Below are 17969 nucleotides of genomic sequence, written 5' to 3'. Positions count from 1 at the left end.
AAAATATTCCTATCGTGGTTTCTGTAAACGCGGTTCGCTATCTAACCCATCAGCAAACTCATAAGCTTGGGCAAAGCCGCGCACATACACGGCCTTTTGTACCTTCATCTCAAACAGCACAAAATCCGGCAAGGTTTTCAATGTAGCAATAATGTCGCCAAAACGCTGCTCAAAACGCATCATCCATTCAGAAAACTGTACTGTATCACGCTCGATAGCTTGTGCAAACAGCTCAAGACTTAAACGTTCACGGGCAAAAATCTGCTCGCAATCTTGTTCGTCTTGCACCAGAAGAGCACTTATCTGACTGACTCTTTCACTGGCAAGAAACAGATTATGAGTATGCGTTGCCAAACCACTGACAAACACCGCTAAATTGCCATATTCGTCAAAGGCAAATGGTGCATGACTAGTGTGCAATTGGCCGTCAGCATTTTGTGTACTCAACAGCAGGCTTTGCCGCCCTTGCCAAAATTCTCGGCATTGTGCCGATATAGCTTGTGCACTCATTTAACGTTCCTGCAACCACTTACCGATATGCATCAACTCCTCGCTACAAACTGCATGTTGCATGGGATAACTATGCCATTCAACCTCATAACCGCTTTTTTGCAAAGCGTTGCAAGTCGCTTGACCAATCGCAAACGGCACCACTGGATCATGCTCACCATGCATCATCAAAACCGGCGTGTCGCGATGCAGTTCAAACCGATCTGCCATCGGGCAGTATGTGGACAGTGCCATCGCGCCTGCTAAATCATATGGCCCGTTTAATGCAACATTCAAAGCGATTAAACCGCCCTGTGAAAAACCGGCCAAGATAATGTTCTCAGCACCTATACCGAACTTGATTTGAGTTTCGATCAGCTCAAAGATTTGCTGGCAACTCGTCTCGATTCCAGCATGATCAACATCGTTCATAAAATCTTCGCTGCGAATGTCATACCAAGAATGCATCTGCATACCGCCATTGATGGTGACCGGATTAATTGGCGCATGCGGGAAAATAAAGCGCACACCATGCTCCGGCGGCAATCCCAAATGCGGTACGACTTCTTCAAAATCATGACCATCAGCACCCAACCCGTGCAACCAAATAACGACTTTTTTGACTTCACCTTGCGGCTCGAGCATGACCGGCGGCTCTTGTTTTAATTGTGCAAACACGCTTTGTCCTTTTTATACGCATAATTGAGCAACACTTTACCAACTCCGTTGAAGTTTACCAACGTTAATAACTGATTGATGAATAGCTCTGGTAAAATAGCGCCAATTTTTTACGCTTTGGCAAATCAGCGCGAGGTATCGGCATGCACTCTTTCAGCAAATGGATTAAAACAGCCGCCTACAGCTTAGGGCTTTTACTGTTAGCAAGCCAACTGAATGGTTGCGGTAAAAAGAGCGACTTAACGCTACCGGATGAACCACAAAAACAACTTTCCGGCTTTACCGAACACACACCAAAGCAATAACCGAATTCTGAAATTTTAGGGCTCAACAAGATGACTCCATTTACTTACAACAACGGCAGCATGCAAGCAGAAGCCGTATCGCTACAACAACTGGCTGAAGAACATGGCACACCTTTGTATGTTTATTCACGCGCGGCGTTTGAAGAACGCTGGCAGGCTTTCGACCAAGCATTCGGCGAGCAGCCGCACTTGGTTTGTTACGCGGTTAAAACCAACTCCAATATCGCAGTATTGAATGTTCTAGCGAAAATCGGGGCGGGGTTCGACATCGTTTCTCAGGGTGAATTGGAGCGTGTGCTTCGCGCTGGCGGAGACCCTAAGAAAGTGGTGTTCTCCGGTGTGGCTAAACAGCCTGCGGAAATCAAACGCGCCTTGGAAGCTGGCATCCGTTGTTTCAATATCGAATCACATGCTGAATTAGACCGTATTCAAGACGTTGCATCAGCAATGAATATGATTGCGCCGATTTCAATTCGCGTAAATCCGGACGTAGATGCCAAAACTCACCCATATATTTCGACCGGCCTGAAAGACAATAAGTTCGGTGTTGATATCAATACCGCGCCTGAGCTGTACCAAAAAGCAGCTGATTACAGCCACATCAATCCTATCGGGATTGATTGCCATATTGGTTCGCAGCTAACGGAAATCACGCCTTTCGTGGATGCGCTGGAGCGTGTACTAGCGCTTAAAGAGCAGCTAGGCCAACAAGGCATTGAACTGCACCACTTGGATTTAGGCGGCGGCCTTGGTATTCAATATACCGACGAAACGCCACCGGCAATCAGCGACTATATCGGCGCGCTATTAACTAAGTTAAACGACAAATCGATTGAAGTCATTATCGAACCAGGTCGTGCCATTGCCGGCAATGCAGGCGTGCTTTTGACTGCGGTTGAATTCCTAAAACCGACCGACCACAAAAACTTCGCGATTATCGATGCGGCGATGAATGACTTGATTCGTCCGGCGCTGTATCAGTCATACCAAGATATCGTCGCAGTTACGCCGCGTAGCGACGGCACCGATGCCGAATGGGATTTAGTTGGTCCGGTTTGTGAAACCGGTGACTTCCTAGGTAAAGGCCGTAGCCTAAATCTTAAAGCTGGCGATATTCTGGCGGTTAAATCAGCCGGCGCTTACGGCTTTACCATGGCATCTAACTACAACACGCGCCCGCGCGCTGCAGAAATCATGGTCGACGGCGATAAAGCGCATGTCATTCGCCGCCGTGAAACCTACGACGATTTAATTGGCTTGGAAACCGTTATCGCCGATTAAAACTCGATTATCATGAAACGTAATAAACGCAGTGCAAATTTGCACTGCATTTTGCAAAGATATTCTAAATTACTCATTGCTGGGTGTATGATTGAAATTTAACGGACTTTATGACCAACAAATTTGAGGTTTTCTAGAATGTCAGTCAATGCTATCCAAATTCAAAATATGCCTATTTCCGAAAAACTACAACTTTTGGAATTATTAACTGATTCATTAGCCCAACAGCAAGGTCAAGTAAATTCACCGAGTTGGCATCAAAATGAATTAGAAAGCCGTGCTCAAGAACTTTCTGAGCCGGAGAGTTGGTATTCTTTAGAACAGATAAAATCCCATTACCGTCGATGAAAACCATTTCGTTAACGCCTGCAGCCGAAAAAGATTTACAAGCGGCATGGCAGTTTTATGAAAGGCTGGAACAAGGACTAGGTAATTACTGTATTGATGCATTAATCACGGATTTAGATTCATGACAATTTTACTCAGGCATCCATCCACAATTTTTTGGCTACTACCGACTTCTCGCAAAACGTTTTCCGTACGCCATCTATTATTCTATTTTAGATAACGAAGTTGTTGTATCTGCTATTCTGGCAACAAAACAAAATCCACAAAAAACATCCAAACGCTTCGATTAATCTGCTTTTGGCAGTTGTTGCAGTAGCCAAAGATGCAAGTCACTGAGCTGTTTGGCTTGTGCCAGTTGATTGCCGCTGCCACGGATTTTGAGGATTTCCGGTTGGGCATTTTGCGCTAGGTTATTAGTCAATTCCGGCCATTCAATTAACGCACTCCAAATCACAGTTGCATCTGTTTCATCCACTTCTTGCCAAGCAACAATATCCTGTCGACCGCTAAGTCTTTCGGCAATTAAATGCCACGGATGTTGCACCGCTAAACTCAACTGTTGCAGGTGTTCTGGATGTTCGACCGGTTTAGCAGCTCCGCCCAACAACTGCAAATTCAAATTTGAAACATCCGGTAGGCTGGCAAACAATGTTTGCTGATAATGCTCTTCAACTTCGGAAAGATAGCGACATTCGGCGATATTCTTCACCAGCTGCGGCTTGCCCAGTAATTCACTCAACTGCAATGTATCAGCCAATAATGCGGTCATCGCCTGACACTGCATCGGTCGACATGGCAACTGCGCTAGAGATTGATGCAGTCGACTCCCGATGAGTTCGGGAAAACCGGCCGCCAAGGACAAAGCCATCGAGTTAATTCGTGGCAATTGTTGCAGCCCGTCGAGACGTTTCGGATCGAGAATACAGGTTTCAATCTGTTCGGCAATCTGCTGATTAACAAAACGCAGACGCAGATTACGTAGCAACTTCACCGTTTCCGTCTTACCTGGCCAACCGAGTTGCGCCACTAAATTCTGGCGCTTACCACCCAATAAAGCAACAATTTCCGGTTCCTCCATACCGCTAGTCACCAAACGCCAAGCCAGCATCGGCGAGTGATCAAGCAGTTCGAAAATTTGCGGGTATTTAGCACAATAATGAAGAAGTTTGAGCTGATTGTTCGGAAACAGTTTGCATGAATCTTGCACCCACTGCGGAATCTGCTTCAACCATGATTGCAATTCGGAAACCTTTGGCCAATCAAACGGTTTTAAAAACGCCGGATAATCGCTTATCGGTTCGGCATCCATCATCATCTTGTCCCAACTCGGCACGGCAAAAACACCCAGCTTCGGAAAAATCTGCCGAGCATCAACCACCAGAAGCTGGTCAAACTCTTCCCAGAAACAGAACTTAGCAAGGTGCTTCTGACGAAGGTCTAACTGGCTATGTTGGGCAAATTGCACCAACGGTAACTGCGTATCGAAGCTCGACATCTACTTACCAACTTGCGCCAACTTTAAAGAACAGCGTTTTGATGTACTCTGTCTCCGGGATAGCAGGGTGTACCGGATGATCTGGCCCTTGATGACCTTGATCAAAGAGCTGAACTTGACGGTCAATATGACGTCCTGCCGACTGCACCGCCTGTAATAACTGGTCGCGCGTTAAGTGATGCGAACAAGACGCCGAGACCAAAATACCATCTTTTTCCAAGACACGCATCGCAAGCTGGTTAATGCGTTTATAGGCTTCAAAGCCTTGCTTGAAATCCTTCTTGCGTTTAATAAAAGCCGGGGGATCGACAATCACCACGTCATACTTATGAGCTTCCATCTTCAAGGCATTCAGTACATCAAACGCATTGCCTTGAATGGTGATAACCTTGTCCTGAACCCCATTTAATTGCGCATTACTATCCACGCCGTCCAAAGCAAATTCCGAAGCATCGATACAAGTCACTTCTTCTGCACCGGCATTGGCGCAAGCGACTCCCCAACCGCCAAGATAGCTGAACACATCCAACACACGCTTACCTTCCACCAGCTGTTGTAGGCGGGCACGCGATTGACGGTGGTCATAAAACCAACCGGTTTTCTGGCCGCCTTGAACCGGAATGGCGAACTGTGTCGTGTTCTCTTCAATCAGTAGATTTTCAGGCAATTCGCCGATGACTTCTTCATACAGAGGTAAACCTTCCAATTCGCGCGCCGCCAACTCGTTTTTCAAAACAATCGCTTGCGGGTGATAAAGGTTTTCTAGAACCTGAAGGATGTCATCCTTGACCGCTTCCATGCCGGCAGTGGAAATCTGTACCGAAAACACATCGCCAAAACGGTCAATGACTAAGCCCGGCAGACCGTCTGCTTCAGCAAAAATCAAACGATAGAACGGTTTATCGAAACTCAGTTCACGCAAAGCTTGCGCCGCTTGGATACGTTTTTTCAGGAACTTAAGATTCATTTCTAGCTTTGGCGAACGGCTCAGAATACGGGCACAAATCAGAGTTTTCGGGTTGACATACCCCATACCAAGAGGCTTACCGTTATTGCCTTCAATAATCACCTGCTGCCCAGGTTCAAAATCCTTTAACGGCGTGGCTTGAATATCCACTTCATTACTGAATACCCACAGGTGCCCCTGTTTAATACGGCGTTCTTCGTTTTTTTTCAGACGTAAACTGGCTAGCATGTTTATCTCATTTCTAGGTATTAAAAAACAAAAAGAAGAGACAGTTTCCCGTCTCTTCTTCTGTTGCGATTAAAATTGTGGAGAAGACTATTCAGCGTCGATTTGCGCTTGGTAATCTTCTGCACTCATTAGGCTGTCAAGTTCCGACTCGTCATGCGGTTGAATCTTAAACAGCCAACCACCGTCATACGGCTCATCATTAATCAACTCCGGCTCGTCTTCCAGTTCTTCGTTAAAAGCGACAATTTCACCGCTAATCGGCGCGAAAATATCGGATGCCGACTTTACTGACTCGACCGACATCACTTCTTCACCTTGGCTAATATCCGTGCCAAGTTCCGGCGGAGTAACGCTCATTAATTCGCCAAGCGATTCTTGAGCAAAATCAGTAATACCGACAACCGCCAAGCCGTCAGAGTCAATGTAAACCCACTCATGGGTATCCGCATATTTTAGATGGTCTGGTAAAACACTCATGACAAGTCTTCCTAGGGTCTGTTGAGAATTCATAATTAGGTTCTGCCACTGCCATTTTTGCGTCCAACAAGGCGGAAATCGTGTGAAATAGTTATTCTATTTGAACGCATTTTCAACACAGTTGGCGTGAAAATGGCGACGGCCCTTCGGGTTGTGCTTAAAAATCCGAAACTCTGCGTTGCTCATCCCTTATTTGGAATAACCAAACTGCACTCAGAGCGCCTTGATTGTCGAACTTTTAAGCGACAACAGAATCAAATATGGATTTTCAACAGACCCTAAGTTTTTTTGCAAATCATAACATCAAAATTACAGACTTTTTAAATTTTGAAAAATTCTTTTATAGGTTATCGAAATTGTCGGCTTGAATGAAGTTTTTGTATAACTCATCGGCAGGAATCGGACGCGAGAAAAGATAGCCCTGCATCGAATCGCAACCGACCTCTTCAAGCACTTTACGTTGCTCTTCATGCTCGACCCCCTCAACGACAACTTTCATCCCAAAGGCATGAATGGTCTGTATCGCGCCGCACACCATAATCCGATCACGCTCGTCATCAATAATTTGACGTACAAAACTTTGATCGATTTTTACTACATCAAACGGTAGGTTTTTCAGACGATACAGGGACGAATAACCCGTGCCGAAATCGTCCATCTGAATTTCCACCCCCAGTTCACGCAGACGGTGTAAAGTCTTAGCCATAACAAAGTGGTTTTTGACGAACGAACTTTCTGTCACTTCGATAGCTAAATTGTGTGGATTAAATCCGGTTTCTTGCAGAATCTGTTGCAATAATTTAACAAAATCGGAATTAATCAGCTGAATAGTCGAGACATTGACGCCCATTCGGTGCTCAACCTTTGTGTCGCCAAACCAGCTTTGGAAATCAGCAATTGCCTGACGCAACACCCATTCCCCGACTTTGTGAATCTTACCGGTCGTCTCAAGCAAGGAAATAAAACGATCCGGCGCAATCATGCCATGCTCAGGATGCTGCCAACGAATCAAGGCTTCAAAACTAGTAAACTGCTGTTCTTTAAGACGGAATTGCGGCTGATAATGCAAAACAAACTGCTGCTCGGCAACCGCCTTATTCAATTCGGTTTCCAAATTAAAGCGGTTCTGTGAATCTTTCAGCAGTTCGTCACGGAAGAAAATATATTTCTTCGCGCTATTATGTTTGGCGTCATACATTGCTGCATCGGCCATTTTAAGCAACTCTTCGGCGTAACGAGAGTGGGTCGGATAAATAGCAATCCCAAGACTGCAACCGCTGTAAATTTGATGCCCTTCAATCTCAATCGGTTTTTCCAATTCGGCGGTCAAATTGCCACAAATTCTCTGCACACTTTCGGTGCCGCGAATCCCTTCCAAAAGAATGGTGAATTCATCGCCGCCCATTCGCGCCAGCAAATCTGATTGACGCAGTACCGATTTCAAACGCAGTGCAACATTTATCAATAACTCATCGCCAACCTGATGGCCGAGTGTGTCGTTAATATCTTTAAAACGATCTAAATCCAAATACAGTAAAGCAAACTGCTCGTTGGTATTGGACGCTCGGCTAATCGCTTGTCCAAGTGCCTCTTGGAAAAATCGTCGGTTTGGCAGCTGAGTGAGGCTATCATGGGTCGCTTCATACTCAATCGCTTGTTGCGCCTTTTTCAGCTGGGTAATGTCATACATCAGTACCAAATAGGCTTTCTGCCCTTCCCATTCGGTTTCATTGTAGGTGACCTCGGCAATACCGGTTGAGCCGTCATCATGCACAATATCGACTTCATTGTGCATTTCCAGATTCATATCGACCGGCAAGGCAAATTGCGTCCCGACAATCTGTTCCCGTGCACGCCCCATCAGTTCTTCAACCGCTTCATTGGCAAATTTCACTTCGCCAAGACTATCAATCACTAAAATACCGGTCTGGCTTTTCAGCACCACACTATCGAAATTCTTACGGCTCAACGCCAACTGCTTAGAGGTTTCTCGCAATTCTGACACATCGTGTGCAACACACAGATAAAACGGCTCTTCGAGATTCGAGTCATTGATATAAACACAGGTGAGATTGAGTTGCACCACCTGATCTCGGTAGGAAAAATGCCAATCAAAATGGATTTGCGAAGGGGTTGTTGGTAATGGTAATTCGCTCAACAAATGCTGTAGAGCTGCACGAGATTCCTCAGGAACCCACTCATCCAACCAAAATATCTCCGCTTGCCGGACATCCAATAAAACATCAGAATCGGCTAGCGAAACCTCTTTTAGGCGTCCATTTGCCTGCAGATGGAACATCTCGCGAATACGCTGATTCACGCTCAGCAATTTAAAATCAGCACTGCATGTAAATACCAAAGCCCCGGAAGCCTCCATATAAAGAGCAGCCAAACGCGAACTGCGTTTAGCAATCTTCATTAATTGCAGTTCATGCTCCACATTTTCCAAATGCATAATCAGCCACCAGTCCATATTGTGTTTGACCGGCGTTATTGAAATTCGTAGGGAAACCGTTTGGTTGGAATGATTGATTAAGCGCGCTATGTGGTGCTCAATTGGCTGAACCGACTTATCGGAACCATCCAATGCCGAAACCAGCGCATGCATGTGGTCACGGTCAAAGTGATCAAGGAAAAGGTGGTAGATATTCATCTGTGCAAATTCATTTTGGCTATAGCCAAGCAATTCACTGGATACCCCATTACTAAACAACACCCTACCGGAAATAGAAAACACCAAAACGCCGTTATGTACGGCATTATTAACCGCTTGCAAACGTTCTTTTTCTAGATAAAGCGCTTGAGATTTCTGTTCCAGCTCCAAAATCTTGTTCTGCAATTCTTTACTCTGCTTGATCGCACTTTCGCTATGACGCAAACGGCGTTGTGTGGTTCTACCGATTAAACCGGACATTAACACCAACCCCAAAAGTAACGCGCCTAAAAAATAGCTCCATTCTTTATACTGTTTCAACCATTCATCGAAACTAAGTTGCGGCAACTGCTCATAAGGCTCAATGCGAAAATCGCGTAATAGCTGGTGCACTGCCAGATAATTTTGCGGCACCGTCCAAGACAGGCGTTCGTCAATATCCGAAGTCATCACCGGAGATTGCCACCTCAATAATAACTGAACCAAACTAGCCGCTTCGTCATTGCGAATATGAGTTAAGGAAGCCAAAGGCCATTCAGGGAAAAGACGGGTACTGACTTGTAGCGGAAATGCCGGTGTTTGTTCCGTTGAGAAAACACTCAGTTGCCTAGCCTTATCAACCCATTCCAAAACACCGGTACGGATAAAACCGACTTGTTTGTCGCCGGCGATAACCGCATTCACGACATGCTGGTGATTGTGGTAGAAAGTGACTCGGTTATCGTTTATCGGAATTTTTAGCTGCTCGCGAATCATCTGCTTTTGAAGCAGATAGCCGCCGAAAGAGTAGCTATCAACCGCGGCTATCGCTTCTTGATGAAGACTAAGCACATTCTTTACATCAACGCCCTCTCGGCTAATGATAACGCCGCCGAATTTATCGACCTTCTGACCATTAATCTGTCTGACCAAGGTCACAAGACGAAAAATATCGTACTTTTTCTCTAAAGCCGCATACAAGGCAGGATTGGCAATCAGAAAATCGATTCTGGCGTTTTTCACCTGACTTTCGATCTGCGAAAATTCCAGCGGTTTAAGGCGATACCGATAAGAGTCGGCTTGATTATTCAGATAATCAATCATCGGCGTCCACAACTCAAGTGCGCGCTGCGAGCCATTCAATGCAAGCACACCAATTACCCTTTCCGAGACGACCAAAGGTGATGTCGAGCTATTCTCAGTCGAAGCGATGGCAAAATTGGGAATAAAAACTAAAACCGCTAGTATCGAAACAGCCAGATACCCCAGCCAAAACTTTGCTGTTTTGAGAAATTTAATGGCAGTAGATAAGCTAGCGAATTGTTGCATTAGCCTTTCTCGAATTTGGAGTTAAAGCAAGCCGTTTAACAGACATACTCATAGCATCTTAGCACAAGAATGAATAGGCACTTTTTATCGACGATGGGGAATTAATACGCAACTAGGAGTTTTGCAAGCAATATTGATTTCTAACAAGAAAGAATTGCCTAGCGATTCAGTGATCCGACAATCCAATACAGATTAAATGGTTGCCCCCCTAGATAGCCTTGGCTAAAATGTCTGGCAATTGATTGAATGGTGAAATTATGAAAGACCCAAAACTTCGCAACGCCCTGCTTTTGCAACTGGTTGAACAGGCTCAAGATGGCATCGTAGTTGCAGAAAAAGAAGGCAATGACACCATTTTGATTTACGTTAATTCCGCCTTTGAACGCTTAACCGGTTATAGTGCCGACGAGATTCTGTATCAAGATTGTCGATTCTTACAAGGCGAAGAAACCGCTCAGCAGTCTGTTACCGAAGTGCGTAAAGCGATTGACAGCAATGAACCGGTGCGAACCATCTTGAAAAATTATCGCAAAGACGGTTCGGTGTTCTGGAATGAATTAAGCGTCACACCGTTTTACGATGAGCACGACCAGATCACTTACTATATCGGTATCCAAAAAGACGTGACCGAACAGGTCGAATTGCGCAATGCCTTGGAAAAGGCAAAGCAAAGAATCGCCGAATTGGAAAACGCACTGTAAATTCGGTTAAAGTTTGAATTTATTACAGCAATGATCCATTACGGAATAACTCACTGAATCGTAATTGTTCGACCTGAATCGCAACCTTATCATCACTTAAGTTCGGCCGCATTAACAGTGCAATGCAATCTAAAGCCGGATAGATTTCTTTGCCCCGGATAGCAAATTCCTGCACCGAAGATTGTGCAATCAATACCGCACCCTGACATTGCAAAGCTTTCATATTTGCCATATTCGGAAGCTCCTTGTTCGGTGCGACAAGCATAGGTTGCATTCCATTCTGTAAAACCCAAAGAGCTGCCAAAACCGAAGCCAGCTGCGAATTTAGATTTGGACTGCTGGCAACTAAGATATTCTTTTGTGGCGAATTATACGTAATCCGCTTCTGAGCAAAACGAAGACGAGAATAGAGACGAGGCAGTAATGCTGATTCCCAGATAATTCTCTGCTCCGCTTCAACCAACAACTGCTCAAAGCGTCCTAGCAGCTGCAAGACACTCAATTCATCCAGCTCAATAAAAAGACTATCCAAAGCCTCTTGCAAGGCGGGCATATCCAAAGCTTGTAGAGCCACTTGCAAACGCGCCTCCAGCTCCTCAAACTCAGCCATCTGGTTCAGGTGTTCAGTTTCAGCCTGTTGCTCTAAAACCGACTTGACCTGACTAATCGGTACGCCTTGTTGAGTGAGCTCGACGGCTCGCTTAATCGCGCGTACGTGTTCATCGGTGTACAGACGGTGGCCGCTCTCGGTACGCACCGGCTCGATTAGACCGTAACGACGTTCCCAAGCTCGGAGCGTAATGGCATTAACGCCCGTTAGCCGCGAGACTTCACGAATTGGATACAGAGCTTGGTTAGCATTCATGGCAAGGGTTTCAATCAATGATAAGTTGTGCATATCTTAGACAAAAACTGTAATAGGCGCAATGAAACAGCCACATCAAGCTTTCAGTTGCTCAACACGTTGCAAATGCCTTTTCCGGCTCTGACTTAAATCGACGAGCGGTAAAGGATAATCCTGACCGAGTTGAATACCTTTCATCTTGCACTCCTCTTGATGCAACCACGGCGCATGGATTGCCTTTTTCGACAAGGTCTTTAACTCAGGAACCCATTGACGAATGTATTCTCCTTCCGCATCAAAACGTTCGCTCTGACGTAACGGATTAAACAGACGGTAATAAGGTGCCGCATCAACACCGCAACCGGCGACCCACTGCCAGCCCATGGCATTATTGGCCGGATCGGCATCAACCAAGGTATCGGCAAACCACTGCAAGCCATGCAGCCAACTTTGATTAAGGTCTTTAGTCAATAAAGACGCTACCACCATACGCACACGATTATGCATATAACCGGTCTCCCAAAGCTGGCGCATACCGGCATCGACAATAGGAATACCGGTCAGTCCCTTCTGCCAAGCTTCAATCAGCTCTGCATCGGTCTGCCACTGCATAGTGCTGAATTTTTGCTGGAAAGGTTCCTGCTCGGTATAAGGGAAAAACCATAGCAAAAGACGAGCAAATTCGCGCCACAATAGCTGGCGCACCCACGGCTGATAATGTATTGACTGCTGTTCACTCAATGCGAGCAATTCAAAATAAATCGCCCGACTGGAAATCTCGCCGAAATGCAGATACGGCGACAACGCACTGGTTGCTTCAATTGCCGGAAAATCGCGATCCTCGTTGTAATCATCAAGATGATCGTCAATAAAATAGCGTAATTTCTGCCATGCTCCCTGTTCGCCGATACTCCAATGTTTAAGGATTTTTTTCGCCCACGGCTGTTGCTGAATCGCCAATAAATCCTCTGGTATAACACTTAACCCCTGCTCTTTGAATTCAGGCCATGCAAGCTTTTTCCAGTCGGCGCTATTCTCGGTAACCTCATCATTAAAAGGCTCAAGAGTATGGACTTGTGCGAGCGCCGCCTTATAAAACGGGGTAAACACGACATAAGGGTTTTTCTGTTTATTGACCACCACGCCCGGATCAAACCAAAATTCCGAGAAGAACGGTTGCAAGGCGACTTTATTCTGCTGACAGATAGTCAACGCCTCGTTCTGCATTGCCGAAAAGGGCTGACCAACCTGAAAGCTGTAAAAGACTTGCGTTGGTTCAATAAGCTGCAAAGCTTGCGCAAAATAATCGGCAAAGTCGCCGCTAAAAATCAGCAACTCGCCGCCTCTGGCACGCAACTGCTGTTTTAAGGTTTGCAGGCTTTGCGCCAACCACGCAGAGTTAGCATCACCGATTAGCTGTTTCGGGTCATGAAAATACACCACTGCCACACGCTCGGAATCCGCAATCGCTTTCTCCAATGCCGGGAAATGACTAAGTCGCAACTCTCTTTGCAACCAAACTAAGGTTGTTTTCGCCATAAGGGATTCTCTGAAATAAGGCCTACTAGAAAGGTTCAAAAAGCTGTTCTTTAACCGAATCTGACAATGGCTTCTCACCCAGCCAAATTCCGAAATACAACTGTTTAAAACCGGCCGCTTTACTTTGAAAAACCGGTCTACTATTAAAACTCAATACCACACCTTGTTGCAGTGTATAACTAAGCTGATAACAATCATCCGGTTGCACATTCTGATAAGCGCTATGCAAACCGTCAACCGCTTGCTGCAATGCCGGTGACAGTTTATCCGGTAGCGCTTCGCTGGCTGCCTCAATAAACTCGTCTTTACTGATTTTATGCAGGTAGCAGAGCTTTAATTTAAGCGGTGTCTGCGCATCCAAAAGTTCATTGGCTGAGCGGTTTGACGGCGCAAACAAGGTCGCTCGATAAACATCAATAAACAACCAAGAGGCTGTAGCACTGGAACGCTCCGGCAACAGTCCTAGAACCGAATTATCCAATTGGATTTTGGCATCCTTATCTAACGAAGCCAAAACCATTTGCTGGGGCAGCAGAATCATCGCTAAGGCTGCCAATAAGACTTTTAAAAAACGCATATAAGACACCTAATCAAGCATTTACGGAAGCGGTTGTTTGCTAAAAAACAGCGTCACTTCACCCACCGTAAATCCAAACTTACTGACCTTGGCGCGATTAAACATACTCTGTTCGTTTTGCAACCACATCCAATCATTGAAATTGACCGCGATCGTGTCGTTTTTGTATGGCAAATCTAACACATACTGCCATTGCAAGGCGTTACCGGCACTGCGGCCTACTGCCGCACCGATGACATCATCCGCTTCACCACGGTAATTGCCGTCGCCTAAGTCGGTAATGCGCCAGATACGGCGCTGTTTTTCACCGTTGTCATAAATAAAATGTTCGTCCAAAACCAGTTTATCGCCGTCAACTACACCTTCCATCTGCACGCTAAATCGGCGTAGCACTTGTCCGCTTCTATTTTGAAACTGGCCTTGAGCATAGGTGGTTCCGGCAAAAAATTTAAAAATATCCAATTTAGGCGTCTGTTCAGCATAGTCGTCCACCTGTACGCTACTGCATCCCGCAAGTAGCGCCATAGCGGAAAACAATAATGCCAGCAACGGAATTTTCTGTCGTGGTCTGAATCGATTACACAGCATCACAACACCCTATTGTTTGTGCACAAGAGTGATTTGGTTTACCGAAATATGGCCGCTTTCAAAACCGACCGTGCAGTAATCCAGATAGTAATTCCAGATACGTTGAAACGCCTTGTCATATCCCATATCCAGCAGTTTTCTTGAATGCTGGTTAAAGTCATGTTTCCAAAGTTGGCAGGTCTTGGCGTAGTCTTGCCCAAAATCGAGACGATTCTCAATCTGGAAGCCATGCTGCTCAGCCAATTGCGTCAACTGCGAGACACTCGGTAAGAGACCGCCGGGGAAAATATAAGCCTGAATAAAATCGACGCTGGATTGGTAGGCCTCGGCTTTATCGTCAGCGATGGTAATGATTTGCAAAACCGCTTTGCCCTGTTTTTTCAGCACCTTTTGCAAGGTCTGGAAATAACTTTGCCAATACTCTTTACCGACCGCTTCAAACATCTCAATCGAGACAACATGGTCATACTGCTGCTCTTCAAGACGGTAATCCTGCAAAGCAACCTGATAATCTTGCTGAGCAAAATTCTGTAGCCGCTGCAACGCATATTGACGCTGTTCGGTCGAAAGCGTCAGGCCTTTTATTTGCGCTCCATTTTGCAAGGCGGTCTGCATAAACCCGCCCCAACCACAACCGATTTCCAGTAAACGCTCGCCGCCGCTTAACTGTAACTCATCGATGATGCGCTGATTTTTGTTTTCTTGCGCTTGTTGCAAAGAGGTTTCTTGATTGTTAAAGAGTGCGCTTGAATAGGTCATGCTCGAATCAAGCCACAAAGCGTAGAAATCATTACCTAAATCATAATGATAAGAAATATTTTGCTTAGAGTTTTGCAGGGAGTTATGGCGTTTTCGGTGTTGCCATAAGTGCGATAAATTGCCAAGACGATTGCCCAAAATCGCATCCAGTTCGGTTTGGTTTAAATGCGCCAGTTTTAACAAGTGATATAAAGACGTGGTATCCACTGCACCTTCGTAATAGGCTTGCACAAAACCCAATTCGCCTTGGGTTTTGAATAACCAGTAGCTGCGAAACGGTTGGTTAATGATCAACTCGGCATGCGGCCCCGCTTCGGAACCTTCAAAACGGTGACTTTTGCCCTCGAAAGTCAGCGTTAAACTGCCCTTTTGCAATTTATCAAACGGTAGCTTCAACAACGCATAATGCACCCAGGACGGCGCAATCATCTTTTGTAAAACTGAACTGAATAAGGATTTACTGGTCGTGGAATTCTTCAACATAGCCGCATCTCCGTATGAGAGTATTTTGTTTTTGCTAAAGCTTTTGGCGTGCTTCGGAATTTGCCGCCTTTAAGCCAGATTTTCAGTGCCCACCAATGAATCATTGCCAGCACCTTGAGACTATTGAACGGCATTTGCAACGCCGCTTTTATTAACTGCTTTTGCTGTAAAGGAACCGCCTTAGCAACTTGAGTCGCAACCAGCATTTTCTTGCCATTTTGACTTTGGTAGATCCCAAGCTGAAAACGCTCAGACGGTGCCTGCAGACGAAAGTGATATTCACAATCCATATCAATAAACGGCGACACATGAAAAACCTTGTCTGCTTTAGCCTGCAATCCTGTTCTTTGCAATTGGCTCAGTGGTTGACCGCCGTTGCCGAGCACATAATGATGCCATTGCCCGAAGGTATTACTGACCTCGCCAACCACAGCAACCAACTCGCCCGCCTCGTTGTAGGCGTACCACATCGCTAAGGGGTTAAAAACAATGCCTAAAAAACGCGGTGAACAGACCAACTCGATACGCGCCGGTTTTTGCGCAACGCCATACTCGCTTAACAGCGCTTCTAACCAAACTCGCCAACCGGTCGCATTGCGCGCACCAAAGTCCCGGTAATAAACGCTATACAGATTGAAGCGGTTTAACGACAAGCTACGTAAACCGCGTTCGGCAACTTCCTGTTCAATTCGGTCAACATCAATCCGCAAACTCATCACCGAATAGTTAAAGCGGTACTGCACCGGAAAAAACCGTTGATGCATAACATTGCCTAAATAAATCGCTGACCCGGATGACTTCATGCGCGCTGCTCGCTTTGCACCTGTTCCCAAGGTAACGCTATCTGCCAGCGACGAGCCAATTCAACGGCACTGCGCAAGCCGTCTTCATGAAAACCGTAACCGGTATAAGCTCCGGCAAACCAGCAGTTGTGCAAACCTTGCAGATTGATTAGCTGTTTCTGGGCGCTCATTGCCGCTTCATCAAAGACCGGATGTTGGTAAACAATACGCTCGAAAGTTTTATCGGCTTGCGGCGCTTGCAACGGATTAAGCGTCACCAAAATCGGTTGCTCGGTACTGAAGTTCTGCAACAAGTTCATCCAGTAAGTTACCGCCACATTGGTTTCAGGGGTATTCGATTCGCGCAAATAATTCCAACTGGCCCACGCCAATTTACGTGCCGGCATCAATGACTCGTCACAATGCAAATAGGCGATATTTTCTTGATACTGAAAATGCTGCATACAGGTAAAGGTCTGGCGCAATTCAGGACTTAACATCTGCCAGCTTTGATCGCCGTGCGAAGCAAAAACCACCTGATCAAACTCTTCCACGCCCTGTTCGGTTTGTAGCTGCACACCTTCAGCGCGGTGCGTGACCGATTGCACTGGGGTATGCAAACGCATCTCAAAATCCGCTTGCGCCAAAATGGCATCAATATAATGCTGCGAACCACCGGAAACGGTTTCCCACTGCGGACGATCCTCGATATTTAACAAACCGTGATTCTCAAAGAAGCGTAAAAAACTCGCGACCGGAAACGCCATCATGGTCTGCACCGGACAAGACCAAATCGCCGCTGCCATCGGCAATAAATAATAATCGCGCATGCGCTCGCTGAAACCGTGTTTCTGCAGATATTCCCCCAAACTGATAGCGGTTTGTTCAGGTGCAAAAAGATCTTTCTTAGCCTGTTTGTTAAAGCGCAAAATCTCGCGAATCATTTTCCAGTGCGCCATCGACAAAAGATTTGAACGTTGTGCAAACAAGGTATTGAGGTTATTTCCGGAGTACTCGATTCGACCTTGATCAATCGACACTGAAAAGCTCATTTCGGTGTTTTCAGTCTGCACATCAAGATGTTGCAACATTGCGGTTAGGTGCGGGTAATTCGGACGATTGAAGACAATAAAACCGGTATCGACAGCTTGCGATTTGCCGCCGATTTCAATCACCTTGGTATTGGTGTGACCACCCAATTTAGCATTTTTTTCAAACAAGGTGACTTGGTGCTGTTGCGACAGAAACCAAGCACTAGCCAAGCCACTGATGCCACTACCAATAACGGCAACCTTTAAGCCCGATTTGCTGGGTGGTCGGGGTGCATGCAATGTGGAAGTATGATTTTGCGACATTGTTATACCTATCAAAAAGAGTTGGTTGTATAAGCTTTTTTATAATTTATACAAAACCTTTACATAAATGCAAATTTATTATACAAATAGCCTAAGAATTCTTAACAAGCCT

17 protein-coding genes are annotated in these 17969 nt (G+C 45.7%); 4 read left to right on the top strand and 13 right to left on the bottom strand.

Annotation, left to right across the window (positions count from 1 at the left end):
* Window positions 1-9: 9 nt before the first annotated feature.
* A complete protein-coding gene (locus J3998_RS04885) occupies window positions 10-510 on the bottom strand; it encodes a pyridoxamine 5'-phosphate oxidase family protein (RefSeq protein ID WP_208148351.1) in 501 nt (166 codons plus the stop codon).
* Complete coding sequence (locus J3998_RS04880; RefSeq protein WP_341829247.1) at window positions 511-1167, bottom strand: alpha/beta hydrolase; 657 nt, start codon at window positions 1165-1167, stop codon at window positions 511-513. It abuts the gene before it with no gap.
* Window positions 1168-1310: 143 nt separating this feature from the next.
* Between J3998_RS04880 and J3998_RS04875 the strand changes: the two genes are divergently transcribed.
* The 3 genes from J3998_RS04875 to J3998_RS04865 all read left to right on the top strand — a co-directional run bounded on the left by J3998_RS04875 (window position 1311) and on the right by J3998_RS04865 (window position 3101).
* The gene (locus J3998_RS04875) at window positions 1311-1472 is read left to right on the top strand and encodes a hypothetical protein (RefSeq protein ID WP_208148350.1); all 162 of its coding nucleotides are present in this window, start codon (window positions 1311-1313) and stop codon (window positions 1470-1472) included.
* Between the two features lie 30 nt (window positions 1473-1502).
* The gene (gene lysA, locus J3998_RS04870) at window positions 1503-2753 is read left to right on the top strand and encodes a diaminopimelate decarboxylase (RefSeq protein ID WP_208148349.1); all 1251 of its coding nucleotides are present in this window, start codon (window positions 1503-1505) and stop codon (window positions 2751-2753) included.
* A 138-nt stretch (window positions 2754-2891) separates the two neighbouring features.
* On the top strand, window positions 2892-3101 hold the full coding sequence (locus J3998_RS04865; RefSeq protein ID WP_208148348.1) for an addiction module protein: 210 nt from the start codon (window positions 2892-2894) through the stop codon (window positions 3099-3101).
* Window positions 3102-3387: 286 nt separating this feature from the next.
* On the opposite strand, the gene J3998_RS04860 is transcribed toward J3998_RS04865, so the two are convergent.
* The 4 genes from J3998_RS04860 to J3998_RS04845 all read right to left on the bottom strand — a co-directional run bounded on the left by J3998_RS04860 (window position 3388) and on the right by J3998_RS04845 (window position 10229).
* Window positions 3388-4596: a hypothetical protein gene (locus tag J3998_RS04860; protein ID WP_243750602.1), complete on the bottom strand. Its 1209-nt coding sequence runs from the start codon at window positions 4594-4596 to the stop codon at window positions 3388-3390.
* Between the two features lie 4 nt (window positions 4597-4600).
* Window positions 4601-5791, bottom strand: coding sequence for a class I SAM-dependent rRNA methyltransferase (locus J3998_RS04855; protein ID WP_208148347.1), 1191 nt, complete (start codon window positions 5789-5791; stop codon window positions 4601-4603).
* An 87-nt stretch (window positions 5792-5878) separates the two neighbouring features.
* The gene (gene gcvH / locus J3998_RS04850) at window positions 5879-6268 is read right to left on the bottom strand and encodes a glycine cleavage system protein GcvH (RefSeq protein ID WP_208148346.1); all 390 of its coding nucleotides are present in this window, start codon (window positions 6266-6268) and stop codon (window positions 5879-5881) included.
* 340 nt (window positions 6269-6608) lie between these two features.
* Entirely contained in the window at window positions 6609-10229 is a 3621-nt protein-coding gene (locus tag J3998_RS04845; protein ID WP_208148345.1) for an EAL domain-containing protein, read from the bottom strand.
* Window positions 10230-10486: 257 nt separating this feature from the next.
* On the opposite strand from J3998_RS04845, the gene J3998_RS04840 reads away from it, so the two are divergent.
* A complete protein-coding gene (locus tag J3998_RS04840; protein WP_208148344.1) occupies window positions 10487-10930 on the top strand; it encodes a PAS domain S-box protein in 444 nt (147 codons plus the stop codon).
* A gap of 22 nt (window positions 10931-10952) precedes the next feature.
* Here J3998_RS04840 and J3998_RS04835 read toward each other — a convergent pair whose 3' ends face one another.
* Genes J3998_RS04835 through J3998_RS04805 form a run of 7 tightly spaced genes read right to left on the bottom strand, consistent with a single transcriptional unit; the run spans window position 10953 to window position 17857 of the window.
* Complete coding sequence (locus J3998_RS04835; protein WP_243750601.1) at window positions 10953-11828, bottom strand: MerR family transcriptional regulator; 876 nt, start codon at window positions 11826-11828, stop codon at window positions 10953-10955.
* A gap of 42 nt (window positions 11829-11870) precedes the next feature.
* Window positions 11871-13313 carry a cryptochrome/photolyase family protein gene (locus tag J3998_RS04830; protein ID WP_208148343.1) on the bottom strand — a complete coding sequence of 481 codons (1443 nt, stop codon included), beginning with the start codon at window positions 13311-13313 and terminating at the stop codon, window positions 11871-11873.
* Between the two features lie 25 nt (window positions 13314-13338).
* Complete coding sequence (locus tag J3998_RS04825) at window positions 13339-13890, bottom strand: chalcone isomerase family protein (protein WP_208148342.1); 552 nt, start codon at window positions 13888-13890, stop codon at window positions 13339-13341.
* 21 nt (window positions 13891-13911) lie between these two features.
* Window positions 13912-14478: a DUF3833 domain-containing protein gene (locus J3998_RS04820; protein ID WP_208148341.1), complete on the bottom strand. Its 567-nt coding sequence runs from the start codon at window positions 14476-14478 to the stop codon at window positions 13912-13914.
* A gap of 9 nt (window positions 14479-14487) precedes the next feature.
* Window positions 14488-15720, bottom strand: coding sequence for an SAM-dependent methyltransferase (locus tag J3998_RS04815; protein ID WP_243750600.1), 1233 nt, complete (start codon window positions 15718-15720; stop codon window positions 14488-14490).
* The gene (locus J3998_RS04810; protein ID WP_208148340.1) at window positions 15714-16523 is read right to left on the bottom strand and encodes a DUF1365 domain-containing protein; all 810 of its coding nucleotides are present in this window, start codon (window positions 16521-16523) and stop codon (window positions 15714-15716) included. The genes J3998_RS04815 and J3998_RS04810 overlap by 7 nt, the downstream gene beginning before the upstream one ends.
* Entirely contained in the window at window positions 16520-17857 is a 1338-nt protein-coding gene (locus J3998_RS04805) for an NAD(P)/FAD-dependent oxidoreductase (RefSeq protein ID WP_208148339.1), read from the bottom strand. Before J3998_RS04805 ends, J3998_RS04810 begins: the two co-directional genes overlap by 4 nt.
* Between the last annotated feature and the right edge of the window lie 112 nt (window positions 17858-17969).

The sequence above is a fragment of the Thiomicrorhabdus marina genome (assembly GCF_017571465.1).
Classification (GTDB): domain Bacteria; phylum Pseudomonadota; class Gammaproteobacteria; order Thiomicrospirales; family Thiomicrospiraceae; genus Thiomicrorhabdus; species Thiomicrorhabdus marina.
Note: the sequence above shows the minus strand (reverse complement) of the source record. Positions and strands in the feature narration are given on the sequence as shown.

What these genes read in the sequence shown, in the direction of transcription:
- J3998_RS04860 (WP_243750602.1), bottom strand. Translation starts at nt 4,596, where the DNA reads ATGTCGAGCTTCGATACGCAGTTACCGTTGGTGCAATTTGCCCAACAT.
- J3998_RS04815 (WP_243750600.1), bottom strand. Translation starts at nt 15,720, where the DNA reads ATGTTGAAGAATTCCACGACCAGTAAATCCTTATTCAGTTCAGTTTTA.
- J3998_RS04845 (WP_208148345.1), bottom strand. Translation starts at nt 10,229, where the DNA reads ATGCAACAATTCGCTAGCTTATCTACTGCCATTAAATTTCTCAAAACA.
- lysA (WP_208148349.1), top strand. Translation starts at nt 1,503, where the DNA reads ATGACTCCATTTACTTACAACAACGGCAGCATGCAAGCAGAAGCCGTA.
- J3998_RS04830 (WP_208148343.1), bottom strand. Translation starts at nt 13,313, where the DNA reads ATGGCGAAAACAACCTTAGTTTGGTTGCAAAGAGAGTTGCGACTTAGT.
- J3998_RS04855 (WP_208148347.1), bottom strand. Translation starts at nt 5,791, where the DNA reads ATGCTAGCCAGTTTACGTCTGAAAAAAAACGAAGAACGCCGTATTAAA.
- J3998_RS04885 (WP_208148351.1), bottom strand. Translation starts at nt 510, where the DNA reads ATGAGTGCACAAGCTATATCGGCACAATGCCGAGAATTTTGGCAAGGG.
- J3998_RS04805 (WP_208148339.1), bottom strand. Translation starts at nt 17,857, where the DNA reads ATGTCGCAAAATCATACTTCCACATTGCATGCACCCCGACCACCCAGC.
- J3998_RS04810 (WP_208148340.1), bottom strand. Translation starts at nt 16,523, where the DNA reads ATGAAGTCATCCGGGTCAGCGATTTATTTAGGCAATGTTATGCATCAA.
- J3998_RS04875 (WP_208148350.1), top strand. Translation starts at nt 1,311, where the DNA reads ATGCACTCTTTCAGCAAATGGATTAAAACAGCCGCCTACAGCTTAGGG.
- J3998_RS04825 (WP_208148342.1), bottom strand. Translation starts at nt 13,890, where the DNA reads ATGCGTTTTTTAAAAGTCTTATTGGCAGCCTTAGCGATGATTCTGCTG.
- J3998_RS04840 (WP_208148344.1), top strand. Translation starts at nt 10,487, where the DNA reads ATGAAAGACCCAAAACTTCGCAACGCCCTGCTTTTGCAACTGGTTGAA.
- gcvH (WP_208148346.1), bottom strand. Translation starts at nt 6,268, where the DNA reads ATGAGTGTTTTACCAGACCATCTAAAATATGCGGATACCCATGAGTGG.
- J3998_RS04865 (WP_208148348.1), top strand. Translation starts at nt 2,892, where the DNA reads ATGTCAGTCAATGCTATCCAAATTCAAAATATGCCTATTTCCGAAAAA.
- J3998_RS04820 (WP_208148341.1), bottom strand. Translation starts at nt 14,478, where the DNA reads ATGCTGTGTAATCGATTCAGACCACGACAGAAAATTCCGTTGCTGGCA.
- J3998_RS04835 (WP_243750601.1), bottom strand. Translation starts at nt 11,828, where the DNA reads ATGCACAACTTATCATTGATTGAAACCCTTGCCATGAATGCTAACCAA.